The organism is Streptomyces sp. NPDC052109 (assembly GCF_040680195.1).
In the GTDB taxonomy this organism is placed as follows: domain Bacteria; phylum Actinomycetota; class Actinomycetes; order Streptomycetales; family Streptomycetaceae; genus Streptomyces.
On sequence record NZ_JBFAWF010000005.1, the window covers coordinates 324,368 to 347,041 of the forward strand.

Consider the following 22,674-nt stretch of genomic DNA (forward strand, 5'->3'; position numbering starts at 1 on the left):
GCCGCCTCGGTGCCTGGCTGGGTGAGTCGCCCTCGTCGCAGTCGCCGCCCTTCTCGAAGTACCGCTGGCTGCGCCTGCTCACCTACCTTCTCGTCGGCTATCTGGCTCTCGGAATCACGCTCGCCGGCGCCGAGGAGCTGTCCGACAGCTACGGCTTCGCCCCGGCCGTGGCGTTCCTGAGCACCTTCCTCCAGGCCGTCGCGGTCGTCGTGGCCCTCCGGCGTCCCGTGCCCGCCTGGGCCCTGTCCCTGACCACGGCCGTCGCCACCGCGCTGCTCGCCCGCCAGCAGCTGGCGCAGCTCCGGCTCGTCCAGCAGCCGCAGCGCGGGCCGGCGGCCGCCGTGCACCACATCGGTCCCAACTGGCCCTGGTCCACGCCCGTTCTGCTGGCCCACATGACCGTGCTCCTGCTCCTCGCCCTGCGCGTCCGCGTCCGGGGCACGGTCGCCGCGCTCGGTGTGACGGCCGTGGTGACCCTCGTCGTCGAGGGCGGCATAGGGGCGCAGGCGTACTCCCCGACGGGATACACCGCCGTCGGCCTGTTCGCCGTCGCCGCCGTCATCGGAGCCGCCCTGCGCGACCGGAGCGAGGCCCGCGCGGAACTGGTCCAGCAGACGACGATCACCGCGGAGGAACGGGCCCGGCGTGCCCTGCTGGAGGAGCGCAGCCGTATCGCCCGCGAGCTGCACGACGTGGTCGCCCACCACATGTCCGTGATCTCGATCCAGGCCCAGGTGGCCCCGCATCTGGTGGACAACCCCTCGCAGGAGCTCAGGGAGAACCTCGCCGGCATCCGCAACAACGCCCTGGAGGCCCTGACCGAGCTGCGCCGCGTCCTCGGGGTGCTGCGGTCGGAGAACGCGGACGACCCCGACGAGGCAGGCGATCCCTACGGGCTGTCCGCCCCCGGCGCGGGCCCGGCCCCGGACGCCCCGCAGCCGAACCTCGCCCGTCTGGACACCCTGATCGAGAACACCAGGGCGGCCGGCCTTGAGGTCAGGAAGCTCATCGAAGGCGAACCCCGGGGCTACCCGCCCGGGGTGGAGCTGTCCGCCTACCGGATCGTGCAGGAGGCCCTGAGCAATGTGCTGCGCCACGCACCCGGCGCCACCGTCCGCGTGGACGTGGTGCACCTGCCCGACGGCATAGCCCTGGGCATCGCCAACGGCCGTCCGAGACAACCGGTTCAGCCGTCCCCCGGCAGCGGGCACGGTCTGCTCGGCATGCGGGAGCGCGCGGCGATGCTGGGCGGGAGCCTGACCGCCGCTCCCCATCCGCACGGCGGCTTCATGGTGACGGCGTTCCTCCCCAGCGGCGGCGCCCCCGTACCGCCCGGCCACCCCGACCCCGCGACAGGAGAGCAGACCCCATGACGAGCGGCGCCGGCCCCATCCGCGTACTCATCGCCGACGACCAGCAGATGGTGCGGCAGGGTTTCAGCGTGCTGCTCGGCATCCAGCCCGGCATCGAGGTGATCGGGCAGGCGGTCGACGGACTCGACGCGATCGCGCAGACCGCCGAACTGGCTCCGGACGTGGTGCTGATGGACATCCGGATGCCGGAACTCGGCGGCATCGAGGCGACCCGCCGGATCACCGCCGAGCATCCGGCCATCAAGGTGCTGGTGCTGACCACGTTCGACCTGGACGAGTACGTGTACGAGGCGCTGCGGGCCGGCGCCTCCGGCTTTCTGCTCAAGGACGCCTCCGCGGACAAGCTGGCCGAGGCGGTACGGATCGTGGCCGCGGGCGACGCCCTCCTCGCGCCCGGCATCACCCGCCGGCTGATCGCCGAGTTCTCCCGCCTGGACGGCAGCCGCCGCGCCCCGCTGAAGAAGCGCGTCGGCGACCTCACCGAACGGGAGACGGAGGTGCTGGCGCTGATCGCGCAGGGCCTGTCGAACGCGGAGATCGCCGAGCGGCTGGTCGTGGCCGAGCAGACCGTGAAGACCCACGTGGGCCGGATCCTGGTGAAGCTGGGCCTGCGCGACCGCACCCAGGCGGCGGTCTTCGCCTACGAGTCCGGCGTGGTCCGCCCGGGCGGCCGCTGAGCAGACGAGGAGGTTCGGCCGTACGTGCGCCGTACGGGGCCGAACCCCTCAAAGGGCGACCCGTAGTACCTGAGAGGGACGTCCGAGAACCCCTCTCCAAGGTGACGACCGCGCCCCGGCCCGCGCCTACCGTTGCGTACGTGACCCAGACGACGCACACGCAGACGACACCGGGCCAGGCCGGTCGGCCGCGCAGCCCGGAGTTCCGGCTGGCCGCGGACGCCCTGCGAGGGCTGCGGCAGGACCTGTTCCAGGACGCCTTCGCCTATGACCCGCTGCCCCGCCTGAGCGCCGACGGCCCGCTCACCCGCCGTCTGTCCGGCGCGGGCTGGCTGCCGCACACGGTGGTGGCCGCCCTGGGCGTGATGGCGATGTCCCTCGCGGTGGCGGGCTCCTTCGAGTCCGGGCCCGCCGTCCTGCTGTGCGGGCTGCTGGCGCTGGCACCGGTCCTGCTGACGCTGGCGCGTCCGGTGGGGGCGTTCTGGGTCTCGCTGGGCGCGAGCACGGTCGCCGCCGTGATCGGCCGGGGCGGGTGGAGCGACTGGCCCTGGCTGCCGGGCAGCTTCCTGTCGCACCTCGTGGTGCTCACGGTCGTCGCGCTGCGCACCCGCCCGCGCACCGCGGCCTCGATGTGGGTGACGACCGCGGTCTACGGCTTCGTCGTCGGAGACGTCTTCGGCTGGCACCGCTACGACACCAACGTGGCTCCGATGCTGCTCGTGTCGGCCCTGCTCCTGCTGGTCGTCGCGGTTCGGCACATCCGCCGCCAGGCCCAGCGGGAGGTGACCGCCCAGCAGACGGTCACCGAGCACGAACGCCACCGCCGCACCCTGCTGGAGGAGCGCACGACGATCGCCCGCGAGCTGCACGACGTGGTCGCCCATCACATGTCGGTGGTCGCCATCCAGGCGGAGGCCGCGCCCTACCGGGTGGAGAACCCGCCGGAGGAGCTGGAGAAGGCGTTCGCCACCATCAGGGAGAACGCGGTGGCGGCCCTGACCGAGCTGCGTCGTGTCCTCGGTGTCGTGCGCGCGGAGGACTACGAGGCACCGGACGCCCCCCAGCCCACCCTGGCCGACCTCGACGGGCTGCTCGCCAACGTGCGGGAGGCGGGCCTGACGGTGGACAAGGCGGTGACCGGCGCCGTGCGTGAACTCCCGCAGGGCGTGGAGCTGTCGGCGTACCGGATCGTGCAGGAGGCCCTCAGCAACACCCTGCGGCACGCGCCGGGAGCGAGCGCCCGGGTGGAGATCGGCTATGTTCTCGGCGGGCTGGGCCTGCGCATAGTCAACACCCCGCCGCCCGCTCCCCACCTCGTCAAACCCTCCCCGGGTGCGGGGCACGGCATCACGGGCATGCGGGAGCGCGTGTCGATGCTCAACGGCGAGATGGCGGTGTGCCCCTCGCCGGACGGGGGCTATGAGGTGACGGTGTTCCTGCCGGTGCCGGCGGCCGCCTCGGCCGAAGGGGACGCATGAGCATCCGCGTACTGATCGCGGACGACCAGATGATGGTCCGCGAGGGCTTCTCCGTCCTGCTGAACGCGATGCCGGGCATCGAGGTCGTCGGCGAGGCCGTGAACGGGAGGGAGGCGGTGGAGCGGACCCGTGAACTCGCGCCGGACGTCGTCCTGATGGACATCCGCATGCCGGAGCTGAACGGCATCGAGGCGACCCGGGAGATCGTGGCGGCGGACGCGGCGGCGAAGGTGCTGGTCCTGACGACCTTCGACCTGGACGAGTACGTGTACCAGGCCCTGCGCGCGGGAGCCTCCGGATTCCTGCTGAAGGACGCCTCGGCGCGCCAACTCGCGGACGGCGTCCGGGTGGTGGCGGCGGGGGAGGCCCTGCTGGCGCCCTCGGTCACCAGACGCCTGATCACGGAGTTCTCCCGCCTCTCGGACCCCCCGCGCCTGGTCCCGTCGGCCCAGGCGGCCTACGGCGAGCTCACGGAGCGCGAGACCGAGGTCCTGATCCTGATCGCCCAGGGCCTGTCCAACGCGGAGATCGCCGAGCGGCTGGTGGTGGCCGAGTCGACGATCAAGACCCATGTGAGCCGTATCCTGGTCAAACTGGGCCTCAGGGACCGCACCCAGGCAGCGGTTTTCGCATACGAGGCGCGACTGGTGACACCGGGCTGATGGGGAGGCGCCGGAGCTGGGGGTTCCATGGAGCTGGTACTCGACCCACCGCACGGAGTCGCACCACTGCGGCTGGGGACGACGCTCGACGAGGCGATCGCGGCGGTGCCCGGCTGGGGCGACCCGAGAGTGCTCAGGATCCGGAGTTCGGCGCGCGCCTCCTGGTCCCTGGACGGGGTCGGCGTGCAGGCCCTCCTGGAGAACAGCCCCACGGTCACGGCGGTCGAGGTGTGGTGGCCCGGCGAGGGCCGGACGTCCGGGACGCGGGTCCCGCTCGACGGCGACGACGTGTTCCGCACCCCCGCGGAGGACATCCTCCGGCGCGCCGCCGAGCGGGGCTGGACGGTCGACACGTCCCGGCCCGAGTACCCGGTGATCCCAGGAGCGTCCCTGGGCTTCACCCGGCAGACCTCGCAGGAGCCCCGGGGACACCGAGGGGCTGCCGGTGCGCGTCACGTCCTTACTCGTCGGTGGGAAGGACTACTACGACTTCCGCCGCGAGGCCCGCGGCTGAGCAGGTCACGGGCGGACCGCCCCCTGGTCAGACCTCGGCCCGGCGGGTTAGCTTCCCCGCATGGCAGGCTCTCACGACCTCGGTTTTGACCCCTGGGACCCGGCGTTCGTCGCCGACCCGTACCCGGCCTACGCCGAGCTTCGCGCACGCGGCCGGGTGATCCGGTACGAACCGACGGACCAGTGGCTGGTCCCGCACCACGCGGACGTCTCGGCGCTGCTCCGGGACCGCCGCCTGGGGCGGACGTACCAGCACCGGTTCTCGCACGAGGACTTCGGGCGGACCCCGCCCCCGCCGGAGCACGAGCCCTTCCACACGCTCAACGACCACGGCATGCTCGACCTGGAGCCGCCGGACCACACCCGGATCCGGCGCCTGGTGTCGAAGGCGTTCACGCCGCGCACGGTGGAGCGCCTGAAGCCCTACGTCCACGGCCTGGCGGGCGACCTGGTGGCCGCGCTCGTCCGCGACGGCGGCGGTGATCTGCTGCGGGACGTGGCCGAGCCGCTGCCGGTCGCGGTGATCGCCGAGATGCTCGGCATCCCCGAGACGGACCGCGCCCAGCTCCGCCCCTGGTCGGCGGCCATCTGCGGGATGTACGAGCTGAACCCGTCCGAGGAGACCGCGGCGCAGGCGGTCCGCGCCTCCCTCGAGTTCTCGGAGTGTCTGCGGGAGCTGATCGCGGCCCGCCGCAAGGAGCCGGGCGAGGACCTCGTCTCCGGTCTGATCGCCGCGCACGACGAGGACGACGACCGGCTGACCGAGCAGGAGATGATCTCCACGGCGGTCCTGCTGCTCAACGCCGGCCACGAGGCCACGGTCAACGCCACGGTGAACGGCTGGTGGGCGCTGTTCCGCAACCCCGGCCAGCTGGCCGCCCTGCGGGCCGACCACTCGCTCGTCCCCTCCGCGATCGAGGAGCTGATGCGCTACGACACCCCGCTCCAGCTCTTCGAACGCTGGGTGCTGGACGACATCGAGATCGACGGCACGACGATCCCGAGGGGCTCGGAGATCGCCATGCTCTTCGGCTCCGCCAATCACGACCCCGACGTCTTCGAGCGGCCCGAGCGACTGGACCTCGCCCGCACCGACAACCCGCACATCTCCTTCAGCGCGGGCATCCACTACTGCATCGGCGCGCCCCTGGCCCGTATCGAGCTGGCCGCCTCGATGACGGCCCTCCTCCAGCAGGCCCCTGCGCTGACCCTGGCGGCGGAGCCGCGGCGCAAGCCGAACTTCGTCATCAGGGGGCTGGAGGGGCTGACCGTCGAGGTGGGCGGCTGAGGCTCAGCCGGTCAGATCCCTACGCCGCACTCCGGCAAGCCCCACCGCCACCAGCAGCGCCGCGACGGCGACCAGGATGCCCACCGGGGTCCAGTCGAGGTGTCCGCCCGGCAGCTTCGGCAGATGCCCGAACGGGGAGAGGTCCAGCACCGCACGGGGCGCGTCGAGCGCCGGCCCGATCCAGCCGATCAGCAGCACCGCGCCGGCCACCCCCCACGCCGCCACCGCGCCGCGCGGCAGGACCCCGTGGAGCAGGACGGTGATGCCGCCGATCACCCACACCGCGGCGACCTGGAGCAGGCACGCGCCCAGCACCGGCCCGACCTGCCTGCCGTAGCCGACGGCGAAGCCGAGCCCGGCCAGCAGCATGATCAGGGCCGAACCGCCGAAGGCGATCAGCAGGTGGCCGGCCGCCCAGCGCAGTCGCCCCACTGCGGCGGCCAGGACCGGCTCGGCCCGGCCGGAGGTCTCCTCGCCGCTCAGCCTCAGCACGGAGGAGACGACGTACAGCGCGGCGATCAGGCCGAGCAGGCCGACCATCGCGGCGAGGAAGGCGTCCGTCAGGCCCGACTGGCCGCCCATCCGCTGGAAGATCTCCCGCGCCTTGGCGTTGTCGCCGACGAGCCCCGCGGCGCCGTCCGTCAGCCCGCCGTAGACGACCCCGGCGAGGAAGAAGCCGGTCGACCAGCCGAGCACGCTGCCGCGCTGCAGCCGCCAGGCCAGCGCGCCCGCCGTGCCGAGGCGGCCGACCGCCGGTCCCGGCCGGGTCGGCAGGAAGCTCATGCCGACGTCCCGGCGCCCCGCCAACGCGTAGGCCAGGAGGGCCTGGAGGGCGACGGCCGCCGCGAACAGCAGCAGCACCCACCAGCGTTCGGCGGCGTAGGGCCGGACATGCTCCAGCCAGCCCAGCGGGGACAGCCAGGTCAGCACCGACCAACCCGCGTCCGTCGCCGAGTCGCCGGCCGCGCGCAGTACGAACGCCGCGCCCAGCACGGCCGCCGTCAGCCCCCGGGCCGACCGGGCGCTCTCCGTCAGCTGGGCGGCGATCGCCGCGGTGGTGGCGAAGGCCATGCCGACACCGGCCACCCCGAGCCCGAAGGCCAGCGCACCCGACCCGCCCTGCCCGGCGAGGCCCGCCACGACCAGCACGCACAGGGCCGCGTTCGCGACCGCCGCCGCCAGCAGGGCCGCCGTGAGCGGGGCCCGGCGCCCCACCATTCCGGAGGACACCAGCTCCTGCCGTCCGCTCTCCTCCTCGTCCCGGGTGTGCCGTACGACGACGAGCAGGCTGGTCACGGCGGCGAGCGCGCCCGCGTAGACCCCGACCCGCCAGGCCGTCAGCGCGCCCAGGGAGTCGCCGAAGACCGGGCCGACCATGGCGCGCAGGGAGCCGTCGGCGGCCATCCGGTGCATGAGGTCGGCGCGTTGGGCGGGCGTGCCGTACAGGCTCTTCAGCGTCTTCGGCATGGAGAGGACCATCAGCGCGTTCACCGCGACCCAGACCGGGATCAGGACCCGGTCGCGGCGCAGGGCGAACCTCAGCAGGGCGCCGGTCCCGGCCAGTGGGCGGGTCATGCCGGCACCTCGTCCCGGTAGTGCCGCAGGAACAGCTCCTCCAGTGTCGGCGGTGTCGCGGCCAGCGAGCGCACTCCGGAGGCGGTCAACGAGCGCAGTACGGTGTCGAGTTGGTCGGTGTCCACCTGGAGCCGGACCCGGTGCCCCTGGACGTCCAGGTCGTGCACGCCCGGCAGGAGGGCCAGTCCGTCCGGCGGGCCCGCGAGTTCGGCGCTCACACTGGTGCGGGTCAGATGCCGCAGGTCGGCCAGGGAGCCGCTCTCCACGGTCCGTCCCTTGCGGATGATGCTGACCCGGTCGCAGAGTTCCTCGACCTCGCTCAGGATGTGCGAGGACAGCAGGACCGTACGGCCGCGCTCCCGTTCCTCCTCGACGCAGGCCTGGAAGACCTCCTCCATCAGCGGGTCCAGGCCCGAGGTCGGCTCGTCCAGGATCAGCAGGTCCACGTCCGAGGCGAAGGCGGCGACCAGGGCGACCTTCTGCCGGTTTCCCTTGGAGTACGTGCGGCCCTTCTTGGCCGGGTCCAGCTCGAAGCGGTCGATCAGTTCGGCACGGCGCCGGTTGTCGAGCCCTCCGCGCAGCCGGCCGTAGAGGTCGATGACCTCGCCGCCGGAGAGGTTGCGCCACAGGGTCACGTCCCCGGGCACATAGGCGATCCGGCGGTGCGCCTCCACCGCGTCCCGCCACGGGTCGCGCCCCAGCACCTGCGCGGCGCCCGAGTCGGCGCGCAGCAGCCCGAGGAGCACCCGGATCGTGGTCGACTTGCCGGCTCCGTTGGGGCCGAGGAAGCCGTGCACCTCCCCGGCCTCGACGTCCAGGTCGAGGCCGTCCAGCGCGTGGGTACGGCCGAAGGACTTGTGGAGTCCGGCGACCGTGATTGCCTTCGTCATGGCCCCGAACGTACGCTTCTTTCAGAAATTTGTGAAGTTAAGGAAACACATGAATCTCGGTTAGGGTGAGGGCATGACGGAGTCGAGGTCGGGAGCGCCGGAGCGGGACCCGGAGTCGGTGTCGCGGTTCGTCGAGCACTTCGCGGCACAGCTCGTCGAGGCGGGCATGCCGCGCATGCCGTCCCGGGTGTTCGCCGCGCTGCTCGCCTCCGACGACGGCGCCCTGACCTCGGCCGAGCTGGGCGAGCAGCTGCGGATCAGCCCCGCGGCCGTCTCCGGCGCCGTGCGCTATCTCGCCCAGGTCCACATGGTGTCCAGGGAGCGGGAGCCCGGCTCGCGCCGTGAGCGCTACCGGGTGCACAGCGACCAGTGGTACGAGGCGCTCACCAACCGCGAGGCGATCATCAAGCGCTGGGAGGACGCCCTGCGGGAAGGGGTGGCCGGCCTCGGCGCCGACACCCCCGCGGGGCGCCGGCTCGCCGAGACGCTGGACTTCTTCGAGTTCATCGAGCGGGACGTGGCCGAGATGATGGAGCGCTGGCGGGCCTACCGCGAGCGGAAGTACACGGACTGAGCCCGCTCAGCGTTCCTTCGTCTCCTCCAGCACCGTCCGCCCCAGCAGCGCGTACCGCTCGGGCGCCCGCCGCTTCAGGTACTGGGCACAGCCCACCCCCGTCGCCGCGACCAGCGCCACCAGCCACGGCGTCGCCTTCAGCAGCGCCGAGCCGGACTCCGCACCCGCCGCGGCCCCCATGTTGGACACCAGCAGCACGACCACGCCGAGCATCGCGACGCCGCCGACGAGCGGGGCGGCGAAGGTCCTGAACCAGTGGCGGCTCTCGGGGTGGTGCCTGCGGAAGTAGACGAGTACCGCGAAGGAGCACACGGCCTGCACGATCAGGATCGCCATGGTGCCGAGGATGGCCAGCAGCACGTAGAGGGCGTTGTACGGGTCCTTGCCCGCGATCCAGAAGGCGGCGATCAGTACGGCGCTCACCACCGTCTGCACCAGGCCCGCGATGTGCGGGGAGCCGTGCCGGGCGTGGGTGCGGCCGACGGTGTTCTTCAGCGAGGGCAGGACGCCCTCCCGGCCGAGGGCGTACAGATAGCGGGCGGCGCAGTTGTGGAAGGCCATGCCGCAGGCCAGCGAACCGGTGATCATCAGCCACTGCATGACGTCGACCGCCCAGTGGCCGACGTACCGCTCGGTGGGGTGGAAGAACAGCGCGAGCGGGTTGGCGGAGGAGGCGGCCTTCACGGCCTCGGCCTCGCCGTTGCCGATGATGGCCATCCAGGAGACGAAGACGTAGAAGACCCCCACGCCCAGCACGCTGATCATGGTCGCCTTGGGGATGATCTTCTTCGGGTCGCGGGACTCCTCGCCGTACATCGCGGTCGACTCGAAGCCGACCCAGGACCAGAAGGCGAAGAAGAGGCCGAGCCCGGCGGACGTGCCCTTGAAGGCGTTGACGGGGTCGACCGGAGCGAGGCTGAACCCGTGCGGGCCACCCCCGTGGAAGGCCACGGACACGGCCATGGCCGCCAGCACCGTCACCTCGGTGCCCAGCAGCACCACCAGCAGTTTCTCGGCCACGCTGACCCCGAACCAGGTGCCGGTCGCGTTGATGGCGAGCATCAGGATCGCGAACGCCCACCAGGGCAGGTGGACGCCGGTCTGGTCCCTCAGGGTCGTCGTCGCGAAGGTCGAGAAGATGCCGATGAGCGCCGGCTCGAAGACGACGTAGGCGAAGGTCGCGAGCAGTCCGGAGGCGAGGCCGGCGGTCCGTCCGAGGCCGTAGGAAATGAACCCGTAGAAGGCGCCGGTCGACGTGATGTGTTTCGCCATCGACGTGAAACCCACGGAAAAGATTGCCAGGACGACCATTGCGACGAGATAGCTGGCGGGCGCCCCGATCCCGTTGCCGGCCGACACCATGAAGGGCACGTTGCCGGTCATCGCGGTGATCGGCGCGGCGGTGGCGACGGCCATGAAGACCACGCCCAGCAACCCCACAGCGTTGGGTTTCAGCCGGTGAACCGTTTCTTCGTCCGCTGTTCCCGCCGCCGGGGCGACGCCCTCGTCCACTGCCATCGGGTGGCCCCCTCCGTGTCCGGTCCATGAGTCCTGGTGGGTCCTGATGGAGCAGGATGGTGCACGGGGGAGGGGCGCGGGAAGGGGTCGACGGGGTTAAATATTTGTCACCAGACCATTGGGGGGGGGGTTGGTTCCACGATCTCGACCCGCCTGCGTGTTCGCTCGGCTACGCCGAGTGGCGCCTGGTCGGCGTTCGTGGAACGGGCGCATCATGACGCTGATGCCAGAGCGACCGACGACAAGCGGCGGCGAGCCCATCGAAACGGGGCCGTTCCTGTACGTCTTCCCGGGCGACGAGCGTGCGTACGGTCCCGACCCTCGACACCTCCGGCTTCCAAGCCCCCGGCTCACGCTGACGGCAGCACCAGCCCCCAGGCCCCCTCCGCCACCCGCCAGGTCCGCCTTCGCACCGGTCCCGTCACCCCCGTGTCCGCCCGGTAGCGGAAGTCCGCGCCGGTCACCGTCACCGTGCGCCCGGAAGTCCGCAGCGGCGTGGCCTCCGCACCCACCGACAGGGGCCGTACCTCCACCTCCGCGAACCCTCCCGTGCCCGGTGTGACCGACACGGCCTCCACGGGCTGGCCCAGGTCCACCACCGTCTCCCCGTCGACCTCCACCCGCAGCCGCGAGGGACCGGGAGAGGGCACCGCGGAGAGCCGGGGCGGGCGCGGGGCGAGGGTGCGGACCAGGGAGCGGTACCAGGCCCGCCCGGCGGCGACCGGCACCGGCTCGGCGGCGGCCACCCGCACCGGCTGCGGCGGAATCCCCAGACCGCTCAGCACGACCCCGTCGCTGTCGTCGACCAGCAGGTCCAGGCGCCGCTCGGCCCCGTCCAGCACGGCCCGCGCCGCCGCCACCGCCCCGCCCGGCACGCCCAGCGACTCGGCGAGGCCGGTGTCCCCCACGGGGACCACCGACAGCGCGCATCCGGCCAGTTCGCGCGCCCGGTGCAGCAGGGTCACGGTCCGCATCAGAGCGCGTCCGTCCCCCACCACGACCGGCCGCCTCGAACCCCGTCGGCCCAGCGCGCGGGCGAATTCCTCCGGCCCGTCGGGCAGACACACCTTGGCGGCCGCACCCGCGCTGAGCACGTCTTTCGCGATCCGTACGGACTCCCCGTCCGTCTGCCGTGCCACCGGATCGATGATCACCAGCAGCTGTTCGGACGTCGCGAAAGTCGCCACCTCGGTCCTGCCTCGCTTCCTCGGGTAGCATCTTTGTGCAAGAGCCCCTTGCGCTATTGCGCCAGGGGCTTCGTCTATTCCGGGGCATCCGGTCCGACGGTTGGCGACCAACGACGGTCGCTGTGGTACGCGGCGGTGAACCTTACGCCCACGCCCCCGACCTTGGACATGCCCCGCCCGGAAGGGGTGTACGCGCGTGCCCGCACTTGTGCTGCTCGGTGCTCAGTGGGGTGACGAAGGCAAGGGAAAGGCGACCGACCTGCTCGGTGGCTCGGTGGACTATGTAGTGCGGTACCAGGGCGGCAACAACGCCGGCCACACGGTCGTCGTCGGCGACCAGAAGTACGCGCTCCACCTCCTCCCTTCCGGAATCCTCTCGCCTACTTGTGTTCCGGTCATCGGCAACGGAGTCGTCGTCGACCCGTCGGTCCTGCTCTCCGAGCTGAGCGGTCTGAACGAGCGTGGCGTCGACACGTCCAAGCTCCTGATCAGCGGTAACGCGCACATCATCACGCCGTACAACGTCACCGTCGACAAGGTGACGGAACGCTTCCTCGGAAAGCGGAAGATCGGCACGACCGGGCGCGGTATCGGGCCGACCTACGCGGACAAGATCAACCGCGTGGGCATCCGGGTCCAGGACCTGTACGACGAGTCGATCCTGACCCAGAAGGTCGAGGCGGCCCTCGACGTCAAGAACCAGATCCTCACCAAGCTGTACAACCGGCGCGCGATCGCCGTGGACCAGGTCGTCGAGGAGCTGCTGGGCTATGCCGAGCAGATCAAGCCGTACGTCGCCGACACGGTGCTGGTCCTCAACCAGGCGCTGGAACAGGACAAGGTCGTGCTCTTCGAGGGCGGCCAGGGCACGCTGCTGGACATCGACCACGGCACGTATCCCTTCGTGACCTCCTCGAACCCGACCGCCGGCGGTGCCTGCACCGGCGCCGGCGTGGGCCCGACGAAGATCAGCCGGGTCATCGGCATCCTCAAGGCCTACACGACCCGCGTGGGCGCCGGCCCCTTCCCGACCGAGCTGTTCGACGAGGACGGCGAGGCGCTGCGCCGGATCGGCGGCGAGCGGGGTGTGACGACGGGCCGTGACCGCCGATGCGGCTGGTTCGACGCCGTGATCGCCCGCTACGCGACCCGCGTCAACGGCCTGACCGACTTCTTCCTCACCAAGCTGGACGTGCTGACCGGCTGGGAGCAGATCCCGGTCTGTGTCGCGTACGAGATCGACGGCAAGCGCGTCGAGGAACTTCCGTACTCCCAGACCGACTTCCACCACGCGAAGCCGGTCTACGAGACCCTGCCGGGCTGGAACGAGGACATCACGAAGGCCAAGTCCTTCGCCGACCTCCCCAAGAACGCGCAGAACTACGTCAAGGCGCTGGAGGAGATGTCCGGCGCCCCGATCTCCGCGATCGGCGTGGGCCCGGGCCGGGACGAGACGATCGAGATCAACTCCTTCCTGTAGAGGCTCCCCACGCGCCGGGGGCCGTCCGCCGGTCCGCCCTCTTCGGGCGGGACCGGCGGACGGCCCTTCGTCGCGTCCATGGGTGACATGCCCGGGTGGACAATGGACGTATGAGCGTCCACCGGAACGCACGGTGCCGGGGACCGTACGGCGGTGAAGGCCGCGAGGCCGGCGGCACGGACTGCTCCGACCCGGCCGTCTTCGAGATCGCCCGGCACGGCCTGCCCCCGCTGTATGTGTGTCCCGTGCACCTGGGCCCGGCCCTGCTGATGGCGAGCAGGGTGCTCTGGCCGCCGGAGATCAGGCTCGTCGGCCGCGTCGACGGCCTCGCGGGGTGACCGGCCGCCGCGTTCACCCCCTCGTTCACTTGTGGTCATGGACATGAACTTCCTTGACCTTCCCTTGGGTTGTTCCTGGTTCCCAGCGAACCGGAGTGAGGCAAGCATCTACGCGGGTAGTCCCCGCACGGCACGCGCACACAACCTCCTCACTCCAGCCCTTCCAGGAGCCTCGTATGCCCCTCAGTCCCATGAACCGCCGGGAGTTCGTGAAGAAGTCGGCGGTCACCGGTGCGGCCGTCGCCGCCGCGGGAACCGTCGCGGCGGCCCCCGCGCAGGCGGCCGAGCAGAAGCGGGACTGCCACCCCCGCACCTGGTCGTTCTCCATCCTGGGCACGACCGACCTGCACAGCCACGTCTTCGACTGGGACTACTACAAGGACGCCGCCTACAGCGACAAGGCCGGCAACTCGGTCGGTGTCGCCCGCGTGGCCACCCTCATCAAGCAGCAGCGCGAGGCGAAGGGCGAGGACCACGTCCTCCTCGTCGACGCCGGCGACATCATCCAGGGGACCTCCCTGGCCTACTACTTCGCGCGCGTCGAGCCGATCACCGGCACCGACGGCAAGAAGGGTCCCGAGCACCCGATGGCCGTGGCGATGAACCACATGCGCTACGACGCCGCCGCCCTCGGCAACCACGAGTTCAACTACGGCATCGACGTACTGCGCAAGTTCGAGAGCCAGTGCCACTTCCCGCTGCTCGGCGCGAACGCGCTGGACGCGAAGACCCTGCGCCCCGCCTTCCACCCGTACACCGTGAAGCGGATCCGCGTCCCCGGCGCCCCGGACATCAAGGTCGGCATCCTCGGCCTCACCAACCCCGGTATCGCCCTGTGGGACAAGGACAACGTCAGCGGGAAGATGGTCTTCCCCGGGCTGGTCGAGCAGGCGAAGAAGTACGTTCCGAGGCTGCGCGCGCTGGGCTGTGACGTCGTCTTCCTGACGGACCACTCGGGCCTCGACGGCTCGTCCTCCTACGGCGACGAACTCCCGTACGTGGAGAACGCCTCGAACCTGGTGGCCGAGCAGGTGCCCGGTATCGACGCGATCCTCGTCGGCCACACGCACGTCGAGGTGCCGTCCTACACGGTGAAGAACGCGGAGACCGGCGAGGAGGTCCTCCTCTCGGAGCCGTACTGCTGGGGCTACCGCCTGAGCGTCTTCGACTTCGAGCTCGAACTCCACCACGGGCAGTGGAAGGTGACGAGCAAGAAGGCGCAGACCCTCAACCCCAACACCGTGGACGAGGACCCGGAGATCAAGAAGCTCCTGGAGGCCGACCACGAGCTCGTGGTCAAGTACGTCAACACGGCGGTCGGCACCTGCACGCAGGACCTCTCGGCGGCGGACTCCTGCTGGAAGGACGTCCCGATCATGGACTTCATCCACAAGGTCCAGATGGACACGGTGAAGGCGGGCCTGTCGACGGCCGACGCGGCGCTCCCGCTGATCTCGGTCGCGGCGCCCTTCAGCCGCACGGCGGACATCCCCCAGGGCAACGTCACCATCAAGGACATCGCCGGCCTCTACATCTACGACAACACCCTGTACGGCAAGAAGCTGACGGGCGCCCAGCTGAAGGACTACCTGGAGTACGCGGCGAAGTACTACCACCAGGTGCCGGCCGGCACGAAGGTCGACACGGCGACCCTCACCAACGCCAACAGCTTCTGGGACTACATGTACGACACGGCGGCGGGCGTCGACTACGAGATCGACATCGCGCAGCCGGAGGGTTCGCGGATCAAGAACCTCACCTACAACGGTGCGCCGGTCGCCGACGACCAGGCCTTCGTCGTGGCGGTGAACAACTACCGCGCGAACGGCGGTTCGGGCTACCCGCACATCGCCTCGGCGCCGATCGCGTACAGCTCGACGAACGAGATCCGCCAGCTGATGATCGACTACGTGACCGCGAAGAAGAGCCTCGACCCGGCCGACTTCGCCGTCACCAACTGGAAGCTGACGCAGGCCGGTACGCCCGTCTTCTGATCGGGACGTCCTTGAGAGCAGGGGGAGTTGTGGGCGGTGGCGCCGACGACGGCAAGAAGGTGGTCCAGGGCTTCTTCGAGGCGGTGAGCGAAGGCCGGCTCGAGGACCTGCCGCAGTACATGGCGGCGGACGTGGTGGACCACAACAAGATCATCCATGGTGAGGCGGACGAGCCGGGAGCGGCCTTCGAGGGCCTGCGCCAGCAGGCGGAGGCGCTGGCTCCGCTCACGGTCCGGGTGGACGAGCTGCTCGGCGAGGGCGACCGGGTGGTGGCCCGGGTGACCCAGCGGGGCGTGCACAGCGCGGCCCACCCGCGCATGCCCGAGCCGACCGGCCGGTCCTTCGAGATCGAGGCGATCTGGATCTTCACGCTGCGGGACGGCAGGATCGCGGAGATCCGCGCGGTGAGCGACCGCCTCGGCCTGTTCGCCCAGCTCGGCTGGCCCCTGCCGGTGGCCGGCTGACCCACGGCACCGAACCGGCCGCCGGCCGGGAAGCGGGGCACGAGGCGCCCGCTTCCCGGCCGGCGCGGTACGTCCGGCGCCGGTCCGTGCCGGTCAGTCCGCAGACGACCCGCACCGGGCCTCGACGCAGTGCCGACGCAGCACCGGAAGAGGTGTCCCAGGTGGGCCGGCTCGGCGCCGGTACGGCGATCCGCGGTCGCATCAGGCGCCCGGCAGGGAGGTTCGTCAGTCGGTCGAGCGGGTGGCGCCGAAGTGGGTCTCGTGGGTCCAGACGTGGGTGCACGAGGGGCACTGCAGGTGCAGCAGGCTTCCGGTGTTGGAGAGCAGGTAGCGCCAGTGCGCCCTGCAGGGGCGTCCCTGCCGGCAGGTCTCGCATCCGCTGCGGTCGTCACAGTTCGGGCACGCCACCCAGGCGCGCCGTCCTATGTCCGCCTGCGGATCAAGCGGCAGCATCGCCGGGTCCCGCCGGGAGTACGCCGGCCGCCACCAGCTCGTCGTAGATGCGCTGCTGCTCGGCGTCCAGGCCGGAGTAGAGCAGCGCACGCGCCTCCTCTTCGCCGCGCAGCGCCGCCGCGGGGTCCCAGTCGGGGCCGAGGGCGGCCATGACGTGGGTACGCCGGAGCATCTCGTGCGCGCTCAGGTCGACGCTGAAGTCGAAGGTGGGGTCGTGGGGGGACATGCCACCGAACGTAGGCAGGCATTTGCCCCACGGCAAGAACAGGTGGGTGAAATCACACCGGACCGACCGCCCGGCACTCAGCTGAACACGATCATCGAACCCTGCGCCAGGGACCGGGTCGCCGCCGCGTGCAGACCCAGCCACACGTGCCGTTCGCGGGCGAAGGGGCTGGGGTCGTACGGCGCCGGGACGGCCGGTTCCTCCAGTTCCGTGGGGGCCGTGGGCGGGGCCGGGGCGGCGGGTGGGTTGGCCGGGTCGATGCCGATCGACGCGGCGACGTACTCCAGCTCGCGCAGCAGCGACTGGGAGCTGCCCAAGGGGCCGCCGCCCGCGAGGAGTTCCTCGTTCGACAGCGGCTCCGGGAAGTCGACCGGGACGTACGCGCCCGCGTGGTCGTAGTGCCAGACCAGGTGGGACTGCTGGGCGGTGGACTCGAACATCTCCAGCAACTGCTCGTAGTCGCCGCCGAGTTCGCCCACCGGGGTCACCGGCAGCCCGCACACCTGGAGCAGGTACGCGCGGCGCAGGAAGTGCAGGGCGTCGTAGTCGAAGCCGGCCACCGGGGCGACCTCGCCGGACAGTCCCGGCATGTACTGGTACACCGGCACCGGTGGCAACCCGGCCTCGGCCAGCGCCTTGTTGTACTGCGCGAGTTCCTCGGCGAACGGGTTGTCCGGGGTGTGGCACAACACGTCCACGAGCGGCACCAGCCACAGGTCACAGGCCAAAGAGAGCTCCTCGCACACAGAAGGTGGTCTGGGAAGGGTACCGGTCGCTTACCCGTTGGTCAGGTGTTCCAGCAGCGCGAGCGAGTGGGCGTTGGAGGCGGCGACGATTCCGCGCGCGGTCTCGGCCTCGCGGCGGGCCAGCGCGTCGACCAGCTCGGTGTGCCCGGCCCACAGGCGGCCGCGCAGGTCGGGCAGGCGGAGCAGGTGCTGCACCGCGCAGACCCAGGACTGCACGCGCAGACGGTTGAGGAAGTCGCCGAGGTAGGGATTGCCGAAGAGGGCGCTGAGCTCGCGCCAGAAGCGGAGGTCGTAGCCGATGAGGACCGTCAGGTCGCCGGCCGCCGCCGCCCGCTGGGCCTCCTCGCCGCGCCGCCGCACGGTGACCAGGGTCGCGGCCGTGCGCGGGTCCTCCGCCGGGGTGCGGAAGGCGGGATGGCCGGTGGTGAGGGCCTGGAACATGCCGTCGGTGACCAGGCTGCGCGCCTCGATCATGTTCCGGTAGTCGGTGAGGGAGTACTCGGGCACACGGAAGCCGCGGTGCTCGTCGGACTCCAGGATGCCCTGCGCGGACAGCTCGACCAGCGCCTCGCGGACGGGGGTGGCGGAGACGCCGTACTGCTCCGCGATCTCCTTGACCGTGAACGCCCGGCCCGGCCGCAGCCGCCCCGCCAGCACCTCGTCACGGAGCGCGTCCGCGAGCTGCCGGCGCAGGGTGCTGCGCGTCACGGCGCCGGTGCCGGGCATCGTCGGGGCCTCTCCTCACGCGTGGGTGACGTACTCGCCTTTCTCTTACGAGCACGTCACCTTACGCGTTCGGGCCTCGGGCCGTACTACTCCGTGTACTCGTCGGCCACGCTCAGCGCGGCGTCCAGGGCGGCCAGGCCCTCCTTCAGTTCGGCCTCGCTGACATTGCACGGCGGGACCACGTGCGTCCGGTTCATGTTCACGAACGGCCAGACCCCCTGCTTCTTGGCGGCCGCGGCGAACGCGGCCATGGGGGCGTTCGCCTCGCCGGTGGCGTTGTACGGCACCAGCGGTTCGCGGGTCTCGCGGTTCTTCACGAGGTCCAGTGCCCAGAACATGCCGACGCCGCGCACCTCGCCGACGCTCGGGTGCCGCTCGGCGAGCTCGGCCAGGGCCGGGCCGACGACGCTCTCGCCGAGCCGCTTGGCGTTCTCGACGACGCCCTCCTCGGCCATCACGTTGATCGTGGCGACGGCGGCGGCGCAGGCCAGTGGGTGACCGGAGTAGGTCAGACCGCCGGGGTAGGGCCGCTTGCCGAAGGTCTCGGCGATCGCGCCCGAGATGGCGACACCGCCGAGGGGCACGTAACCCGAGTTCACACCCTTGGCGAAGACCATCAGGTCGGGCACGACACCGAAGAGGTCGGCGGCGAACCACTCACCCGTGCGTCCGAAGCCGGCCATGACCTCGTCCAGGACGAAGACGATCCCGTACTTGTCGCAGAGCTCCCGGACGCCGGCCAGATAGCCGGGCGGCGGGACCATGATGCCGGCCGTGCCCGGGACGGTCTCCAGGATGATCGCGGCGACCGTGCCCGGGCCCTCGAAGGCGATCGTCGTCTCCAGGTGCTCCAGGGCGCGCGCGGTCTCCTGCTCCTCGTTCTCGGCGTAGAAGCGGGAGCGGTAGAGGAACGGCGCCCAGAAGTGGACGACGCCCTGCGCGGCGCTGTCGTTCGCCCAGCGGCGCGGGTCGCCGGTGATGTTGATCGCCTGCTGGGTGCCGCCGTGGTACGAGCGGTACGCCGAGAGCACCTTGGGGCGGCCCGTGTGCAGCCGGGCCATGCGCACCGCGTGCTCGACGGCGTCGGCGCCGCCGTTGGTGAAGAAGATCTTGTCCAGGTCGCCGGGGGTCCGCTCGGCGATCAGCCGGGCCGCCTCCGAGCGCGCCTCGATCGCGAAGGCGGGCGCGAAGGTCGTCATCCTCGCCGCCTGCTCCTGGATGGCCGCGACGACCTTCGGGTGCTGGTAGCCGATGTTCGTGTAGACCAGCCCGCTGGTGAAGTCCAGGTACCGCTTGCCGTCGTAGTCCCAGAAGTGCGACCCCTCGGCGCCGGCGACGGCGAGCGGGTCGATGAGGTCCTGGGCGGACCAGGAGTGGAAGACGTGCGCGCGGTCCGCGGCCTTGACTGCGGCGCCGGCGTCGGGATTGGGCTGAGGGGTCATGCCCGCGAGCGTAAATGTCCGCGATGCGGAAGTCCTATCGGCGTCTTGTTCCGTGGACGGGGGCTTTCCGCGACAGGTTGTCGAAGGGGACGAGCGCCGAGCGGCCCGGAACCGTGGACGGCGGCCCGCGCGACTCCTTCTGGGGCCGGACTATTCTCGGTCCGTTGCACACGTATGCGATGTGCGTCCAGGGGGGAAAGGCGGGGCGGCCATGGAGAAGCTGGGGGCGGGGGATCCGCACCACATCGGGGGGTACCGGCTGCTGACGCGGCTGGGCGCGGGCGGCATGGGGCAGGTGTATCTGGCCCGGTCGGACCGGGGTCGTACCGTCGCGGTGAAACTGGTCCGCGAGGAGCTCGCCGCGCAGGAGGAGTTCCGGGCGCGCTTCCGGCAGGAGGTGCGGGCCGCACAGCGGGTCGGCGGGTACTGGACCGCGCCCGTGCTGGACGCGGACACCGAGGCGGCGGTGCCGTGGGTGGCCACGGGGTACGTCGCCGGGCCGAGCCTGCAGCAGGTCGTCGGCCATGACCACGGGGCGCTCCCAGAGCGGTCGGTACGGATCCTCGCGGCGGGCCTCGCGCACGCCCTGAAGGACATCCACGCGGCCGGGATCGTGCACCGGGACCTGAAGCCGTCGAACGTGCTCGTGACGATCGACGGGCCGCGCGTCATCGACTTCGGGATCGCCCGGGCCCTGGAGACGACCTCGCTGGGCGGGGAGGGGCTGACCGGGACCGGGTCGCTGGTCGGGTCGCCGGGATTCATGGCGCCCGAGCAGGTGCGGGGCGACCGGATCACGCCGGCCTGCGACGTCTTCTGCCTCGGCTCCGTGCTGGCGTACGCGGCGACCGGTTCGCTGCCCTTCGGGAGCGCCACCAGCGGGGCGCACGCGCTGATGTTCCGGATCGCCCAGGAGGAGCCCGACCTGGAGGGGGTGCCGGAGGGCATCGCCGACCTGGTGCGGGACTGCCTGCGCAAGGATCCGGCGGGCCGGCCTTCGCTGGACGCCCTGCTGGAGCGGACGGGGGCGGAGGACACCGTGTCCGGGGGACGGTCCAGGGATCCCTGGCTGCCGGGCGCGCTGGTCGCCCAACTGGGCCGACACGCCGTGCAGTTGCTGGAGGCCGAGGATCCGGAGGGGGACGGCGGGGCGGCTCCGGGTGCTGCTGCGGGTGCCCCCGCTGGTGTCCCTGCCGGTACACAGGCGTCGGCGGCGGCTGCCGGGGCGTCGCCCGAGCATGCTGCCGCTTCCGACGACGGGAACGCGCCGGGGGCGGCGGCCGGCCCCGGAGCCGGCGGTGCCGGGAATCATCTGCCCACCGTCGCGTCGGACCGGACCCCGCCGCCTGCGGCGCCACCGGCGGCGCCCGGGTTCGGGGCGGCGCCCGGGGCGTACGGGTACGCGCAGCAGCATCCTCAGACGTACCCCCCGACGTATCCCCGGACCTACCCCCCGTCCGGACCCGCCTACGGCCACCCGCAGTCGTCGTACACCCCCTACGGCGGCGGGCCCGGAGCCACACCGCCGTACGGACCGCCGCCCGTGGGCGCCGCCCAGGATCCGGAGCGCAGCCGCGGGCGGTCCACCGCGCTGCTCGTCGTGATCGCGCTGGTGGTGGCGCTCGGTGCGGGCGGGACGGTGTACGCGCTGATGAGGAACGGCAGCGGGACCGACGCGAAGGGCGGCGGGACCGTCGGCCCCGCGCCCACCACGAGCTCCGGCGCGGCGGCCGACGGGACCTCGGGGGCGTCCGGCCCGGCCGGTCCCACGCCCTCCGCCTCCGCCTCCACCTCTTCGGACGGGGTGGTCCCGGAGGCCTATCTGGGCACCTGGGAGACGACGATCGACAACGCCGACGGGACCAACACCCGCCAACTGACCATCCGGCAGGGCAAGGTGGGCGACAGCGTGCTGACCCTGGTCGCGGACGGGCCGACGACCGGCGGTGGGACGTACCACTGTGTCTTCGAGGCCAGGCTCACCCAACAGCCCGGCGCGGGCGGCCCGTTGGAGATCGGGGCGTCCACCGTCACCAGCGGCGACCCCGCCTCCTCCTGCTCCCCGGGTGAGGCCACCGAGGTCACCCTGCTGTCGGACGGCAGGCTGAAGCGGGCGAAGGCGAGCGGCGGGGAGAGCCTGACGTACACCAAGCAGTGAGGACGGTCTGACGTACGCCGAGCGGTGACCGGTGGGACCGGCGGCCCGGCGCGTATCCGGGCGTGGCTACCGGGGCTCCGGCGGCCGCTGACGGGGCATGTTCGGGCGGGTGCCGTTGGCCGGCGGCAGCGGGAGGCGGCCGCCCGGGCCCGCCGCCTCCTGCCGCGGCACGTACGTCACGGCCGCCTGGAGGCCCAGCGGCGCCGATCCGGTCCGGAACTCCACCATCCAGTCGGTCGTCTCGGTGCGCACCAGTTCCGTCATGTCCTCCGTGAAGCGCCGCAGGACCCCCAGGCACCGCTCGGCCGCCTCGCTCGCCGTGCCCTCCGCGGGGCCCAGCACCTCCCGGATGCTCTCGGAGGCCCAGTCGAACTGCAACGCCTGAAGCCGCCGTTGCACCGCCTGCGCGGTGGCCACGTCCCTCATCCAGCCCGACGTCACGCCGAAGTACCGGTCGACGCCGACGCAGGACACCGCGAGCAACAGCGCCAGACAGCCCCAGGACGCCACCCCGCGGGCCGCTCCCGTCAGGTCCAGCAACGGCAGAGCGGCACCGGCCACCGCGCCCGCCGCGGCGCCCGAGCGCAGCGCCTGGGCGCCGCGCCGCTTCCACACCCGGTCCCGGAGATACCAGGACGCCGTCTGCAGCGCCCCGCGCTCCACCCACCGGTACAGCTCATCGAGCCGCTCGGCGGGCTCCCCCCAGTCCCCGAGCGGAAAGGCCCGCCCCGTCAGATCGCCCGGCCGCAGCCCGGCCGCGCCCTCGCCCCGCCCGTCCTGTGGCGGACCCTCGGGCTGCATCTCCGGCTGAGCCACCCGGCACTCCCTACTGATCCTTGATCACCGATCACGACGCTGTCACGGTGGGTGACAGTCCATGTCGATTCCATGACGACGCGCGGCACCCTTCCT

General features: G+C 71.8%; 21 protein-coding genes. 11 read left to right on the top strand and 10 right to left on the bottom strand.

Features of this window, described 5'->3' with window-relative positions; all coding sequences use genetic code 11:
• The first annotated feature begins 17 nt into the window (after positions 1-17).
• The 5 genes from AB0L59_RS14385 (at position 18) to AB0L59_RS14405 (ending at position 5,991) form a co-directional block, all read left to right on the top strand.
• Entirely contained in the window at positions 18-1,373 is a 1,356-nt protein-coding gene (locus AB0L59_RS14385) for a sensor histidine kinase (protein WP_365582749.1), read from the top strand.
• A complete protein-coding gene (locus AB0L59_RS14390) occupies positions 1,370-2,050 on the top strand; it encodes a response regulator transcription factor (RefSeq protein ID WP_365582648.1) in 681 nt (226 codons plus the stop codon). The genes AB0L59_RS14385 and AB0L59_RS14390 overlap by 4 nt, the downstream gene beginning before the upstream one ends.
• 140 nt (positions 2,051-2,190) lie before the next feature.
• Positions 2,191-3,528 carry a histidine kinase gene (locus AB0L59_RS14395; RefSeq protein WP_365582650.1) on the top strand — a complete coding sequence of 446 codons (1,338 nt, stop codon included), beginning with the start codon at positions 2,191-2,193 and terminating at the stop codon, positions 3,526-3,528.
• Positions 3,525-4,190, top strand: a complete 666-nt coding sequence (locus AB0L59_RS14400) for a response regulator transcription factor (protein ID WP_365582652.1) — start codon at positions 3,525-3,527, stop codon at positions 4,188-4,190. Before AB0L59_RS14395 ends, AB0L59_RS14400 begins: the two co-directional genes overlap by 4 nt.
• 574 nt (positions 4,191-4,764) lie before the next feature.
• Positions 4,765-5,991, top strand: a complete 1,227-nt coding sequence (locus AB0L59_RS14405; protein WP_365582653.1) for a cytochrome P450 — start codon at positions 4,765-4,767, stop codon at positions 5,989-5,991.
• A gap of 3 nt (positions 5,992-5,994) precedes the next feature.
• Here the strand turns inward: AB0L59_RS14405 and AB0L59_RS14410 are convergent, their stop codons facing one another.
• Together AB0L59_RS14410 and AB0L59_RS14415 are read right to left on the bottom strand one after the other, a co-directional pair.
• On the bottom strand, positions 5,995-7,566 hold the full coding sequence (locus AB0L59_RS14410) for an ABC transporter permease (protein ID WP_365582654.1): 1,572 nt from the start codon (positions 7,564-7,566) through the stop codon (positions 5,995-5,997).
• Complete coding sequence (locus AB0L59_RS14415; protein WP_365582655.1) at positions 7,563-8,456, bottom strand: ABC transporter ATP-binding protein; 894 nt, start codon at positions 8,454-8,456, stop codon at positions 7,563-7,565. Before AB0L59_RS14415 ends, AB0L59_RS14410 begins: the two co-directional genes overlap by 4 nt.
• Positions 8,457-8,529: 73 nt before the next feature.
• On the opposite strand from AB0L59_RS14415, the gene AB0L59_RS14420 reads away from it, so the two are divergent.
• Positions 8,530-9,030, top strand: coding sequence for a MarR family transcriptional regulator (locus tag AB0L59_RS14420; protein ID WP_365582656.1), 501 nt, complete (start codon positions 8,530-8,532; stop codon positions 9,028-9,030).
• 6 nt (positions 9,031-9,036) lie between these two features.
• On the opposite strand, the gene AB0L59_RS14425 is transcribed toward AB0L59_RS14420, so the two are convergent.
• Both AB0L59_RS14425 and AB0L59_RS14430 read right to left on the bottom strand, forming a co-directional pair.
• The gene (locus AB0L59_RS14425; protein ID WP_365582658.1) at positions 9,037-10,548 is read right to left on the bottom strand and encodes an APC family permease; all 1,512 of its coding nucleotides are present in this window, start codon (positions 10,546-10,548) and stop codon (positions 9,037-9,039) included.
• Positions 10,549-10,898: 350 nt separating this feature from the next.
• A complete protein-coding gene (locus AB0L59_RS14430; protein WP_365582660.1) occupies positions 10,899-11,735 on the bottom strand; it encodes a diacylglycerol kinase in 837 nt (278 codons plus the stop codon).
• A 196-nt stretch (positions 11,736-11,931) separates the two neighbouring features.
• Between AB0L59_RS14430 and AB0L59_RS14435 the strand changes: the two genes are divergently transcribed.
• The 4 genes from AB0L59_RS14435 (at position 11,932) to AB0L59_RS14450 (ending at position 16,011) form a co-directional block, all read left to right on the top strand.
• A complete protein-coding gene (locus AB0L59_RS14435) occupies positions 11,932-13,215 on the top strand; it encodes an adenylosuccinate synthase (RefSeq protein ID WP_362111493.1) in 1,284 nt (427 codons plus the stop codon).
• 110 nt (positions 13,216-13,325) lie between these two features.
• Positions 13,326-13,553 (top strand): hypothetical protein, encoded by a 228-nt coding sequence (locus AB0L59_RS14440; RefSeq protein WP_365582662.1) that lies wholly within the window; start codon positions 13,326-13,328, stop codon positions 13,551-13,553.
• 176 nt (positions 13,554-13,729) lie between these two features.
• On the top strand, positions 13,730-15,547 hold the full coding sequence (locus AB0L59_RS14445; protein WP_365582664.1) for a 5'-nucleotidase C-terminal domain-containing protein: 1,818 nt from the start codon (positions 13,730-13,732) through the stop codon (positions 15,545-15,547).
• Positions 15,548-15,576: 29 nt separating this feature from the next.
• Entirely contained in the window at positions 15,577-16,011 is a 435-nt protein-coding gene (locus AB0L59_RS14450; protein WP_365582665.1) for an ester cyclase, read from the top strand.
• A 225-nt stretch (positions 16,012-16,236) separates the two neighbouring features.
• Here AB0L59_RS14450 and AB0L59_RS14455 read toward each other — a convergent pair whose 3' ends face one another.
• The 5 genes from AB0L59_RS14455 to AB0L59_RS14475 all read right to left on the bottom strand — a co-directional run bounded on the left by AB0L59_RS14455 (position 16,237) and on the right by AB0L59_RS14475 (position 19,604).
• The gene (locus AB0L59_RS14455; protein WP_365582666.1) at positions 16,237-16,464 is read right to left on the bottom strand and encodes a hypothetical protein; all 228 of its coding nucleotides are present in this window, start codon (positions 16,462-16,464) and stop codon (positions 16,237-16,239) included.
• Complete coding sequence (locus tag AB0L59_RS14460; protein WP_365582667.1) at positions 16,451-16,690, bottom strand: DUF6400 family protein; 240 nt, start codon at positions 16,688-16,690, stop codon at positions 16,451-16,453. Before AB0L59_RS14460 ends, AB0L59_RS14455 begins: the two co-directional genes overlap by 14 nt.
• 77 nt (positions 16,691-16,767) lie before the next feature.
• Positions 16,768-17,418 (bottom strand): hypothetical protein, encoded by a 651-nt coding sequence (locus AB0L59_RS14465; RefSeq protein WP_365582669.1) that lies wholly within the window; start codon positions 17,416-17,418, stop codon positions 16,768-16,770.
• A 48-nt stretch (positions 17,419-17,466) separates the two neighbouring features.
• Positions 17,467-18,162, bottom strand: coding sequence for a GntR family transcriptional regulator (locus AB0L59_RS14470; RefSeq protein WP_365582671.1), 696 nt, complete (start codon positions 18,160-18,162; stop codon positions 17,467-17,469).
• A gap of 86 nt (positions 18,163-18,248) precedes the next feature.
• On the bottom strand, positions 18,249-19,604 hold the full coding sequence (locus AB0L59_RS14475; RefSeq protein WP_365582673.1) for an aspartate aminotransferase family protein: 1,356 nt from the start codon (positions 19,602-19,604) through the stop codon (positions 18,249-18,251).
• Between the two features lie 211 nt (positions 19,605-19,815).
• Here AB0L59_RS14475 and AB0L59_RS14480 point away from each other — a divergent pair, with 211 nt between their 5' ends.
• Positions 19,816-21,762, top strand: a complete 1,947-nt coding sequence (locus AB0L59_RS14480) for a protein kinase (RefSeq protein WP_365582675.1) — start codon at positions 19,816-19,818, stop codon at positions 21,760-21,762.
• Between the two features lie 66 nt (positions 21,763-21,828).
• Here the strand turns inward: AB0L59_RS14480 and AB0L59_RS14485 are convergent, their stop codons facing one another.
• Complete coding sequence (locus AB0L59_RS14485; RefSeq protein WP_365582676.1) at positions 21,829-22,578, bottom strand: SLATT domain-containing protein; 750 nt, start codon at positions 22,576-22,578, stop codon at positions 21,829-21,831.
• Between the last annotated feature and the right edge of the window lie 96 nt (positions 22,579-22,674).

Coding starts and splice junctions, on each gene's coding strand:
- AB0L59_RS14440 (WP_365582662.1), top strand. CDS start 13,326: ATGAGCGTCCACCGGAACGCACGGTGCCGGGGACCGTACGGCGGTGAA.
- AB0L59_RS14390 (WP_365582648.1), top strand. CDS start 1,370: ATGACGAGCGGCGCCGGCCCCATCCGCGTACTCATCGCCGACGACCAG.
- AB0L59_RS14480 (WP_365582675.1), top strand. CDS start 19,816: ATGGAGAAGCTGGGGGCGGGGGATCCGCACCACATCGGGGGGTACCGG.
- AB0L59_RS14415 (WP_365582655.1), bottom strand. CDS start 8,456: ATGACGAAGGCAATCACGGTCGCCGGACTCCACAAGTCCTTCGGCCGT.
- AB0L59_RS14460 (WP_365582667.1), bottom strand. CDS start 16,690: ATGTCCCCCCACGACCCCACCTTCGACTTCAGCGTCGACCTGAGCGCG.
- AB0L59_RS14445 (WP_365582664.1), top strand. CDS start 13,730: ATGCCCCTCAGTCCCATGAACCGCCGGGAGTTCGTGAAGAAGTCGGCG.
- AB0L59_RS14405 (WP_365582653.1), top strand. CDS start 4,765: ATGGCAGGCTCTCACGACCTCGGTTTTGACCCCTGGGACCCGGCGTTC.
- AB0L59_RS14470 (WP_365582671.1), bottom strand. CDS start 18,162: ATGCCCGGCACCGGCGCCGTGACGCGCAGCACCCTGCGCCGGCAGCTC.
- AB0L59_RS14410 (WP_365582654.1), bottom strand. CDS start 7,566: ATGACCCGCCCACTGGCCGGGACCGGCGCCCTGCTGAGGTTCGCCCTG.
- AB0L59_RS14420 (WP_365582656.1), top strand. CDS start 8,530: ATGACGGAGTCGAGGTCGGGAGCGCCGGAGCGGGACCCGGAGTCGGTG.
- AB0L59_RS14400 (WP_365582652.1), top strand. CDS start 3,525: ATGAGCATCCGCGTACTGATCGCGGACGACCAGATGATGGTCCGCGAG.
- AB0L59_RS14425 (WP_365582658.1), bottom strand. CDS start 10,548: ATGGCAGTGGACGAGGGCGTCGCCCCGGCGGCGGGAACAGCGGACGAA.
- AB0L59_RS14455 (WP_365582666.1), bottom strand. CDS start 16,464: ATGCTGCCGCTTGATCCGCAGGCGGACATAGGACGGCGCGCCTGGGTG.
- AB0L59_RS14475 (WP_365582673.1), bottom strand. CDS start 19,604: ATGACCCCTCAGCCCAATCCCGACGCCGGCGCCGCAGTCAAGGCCGCG.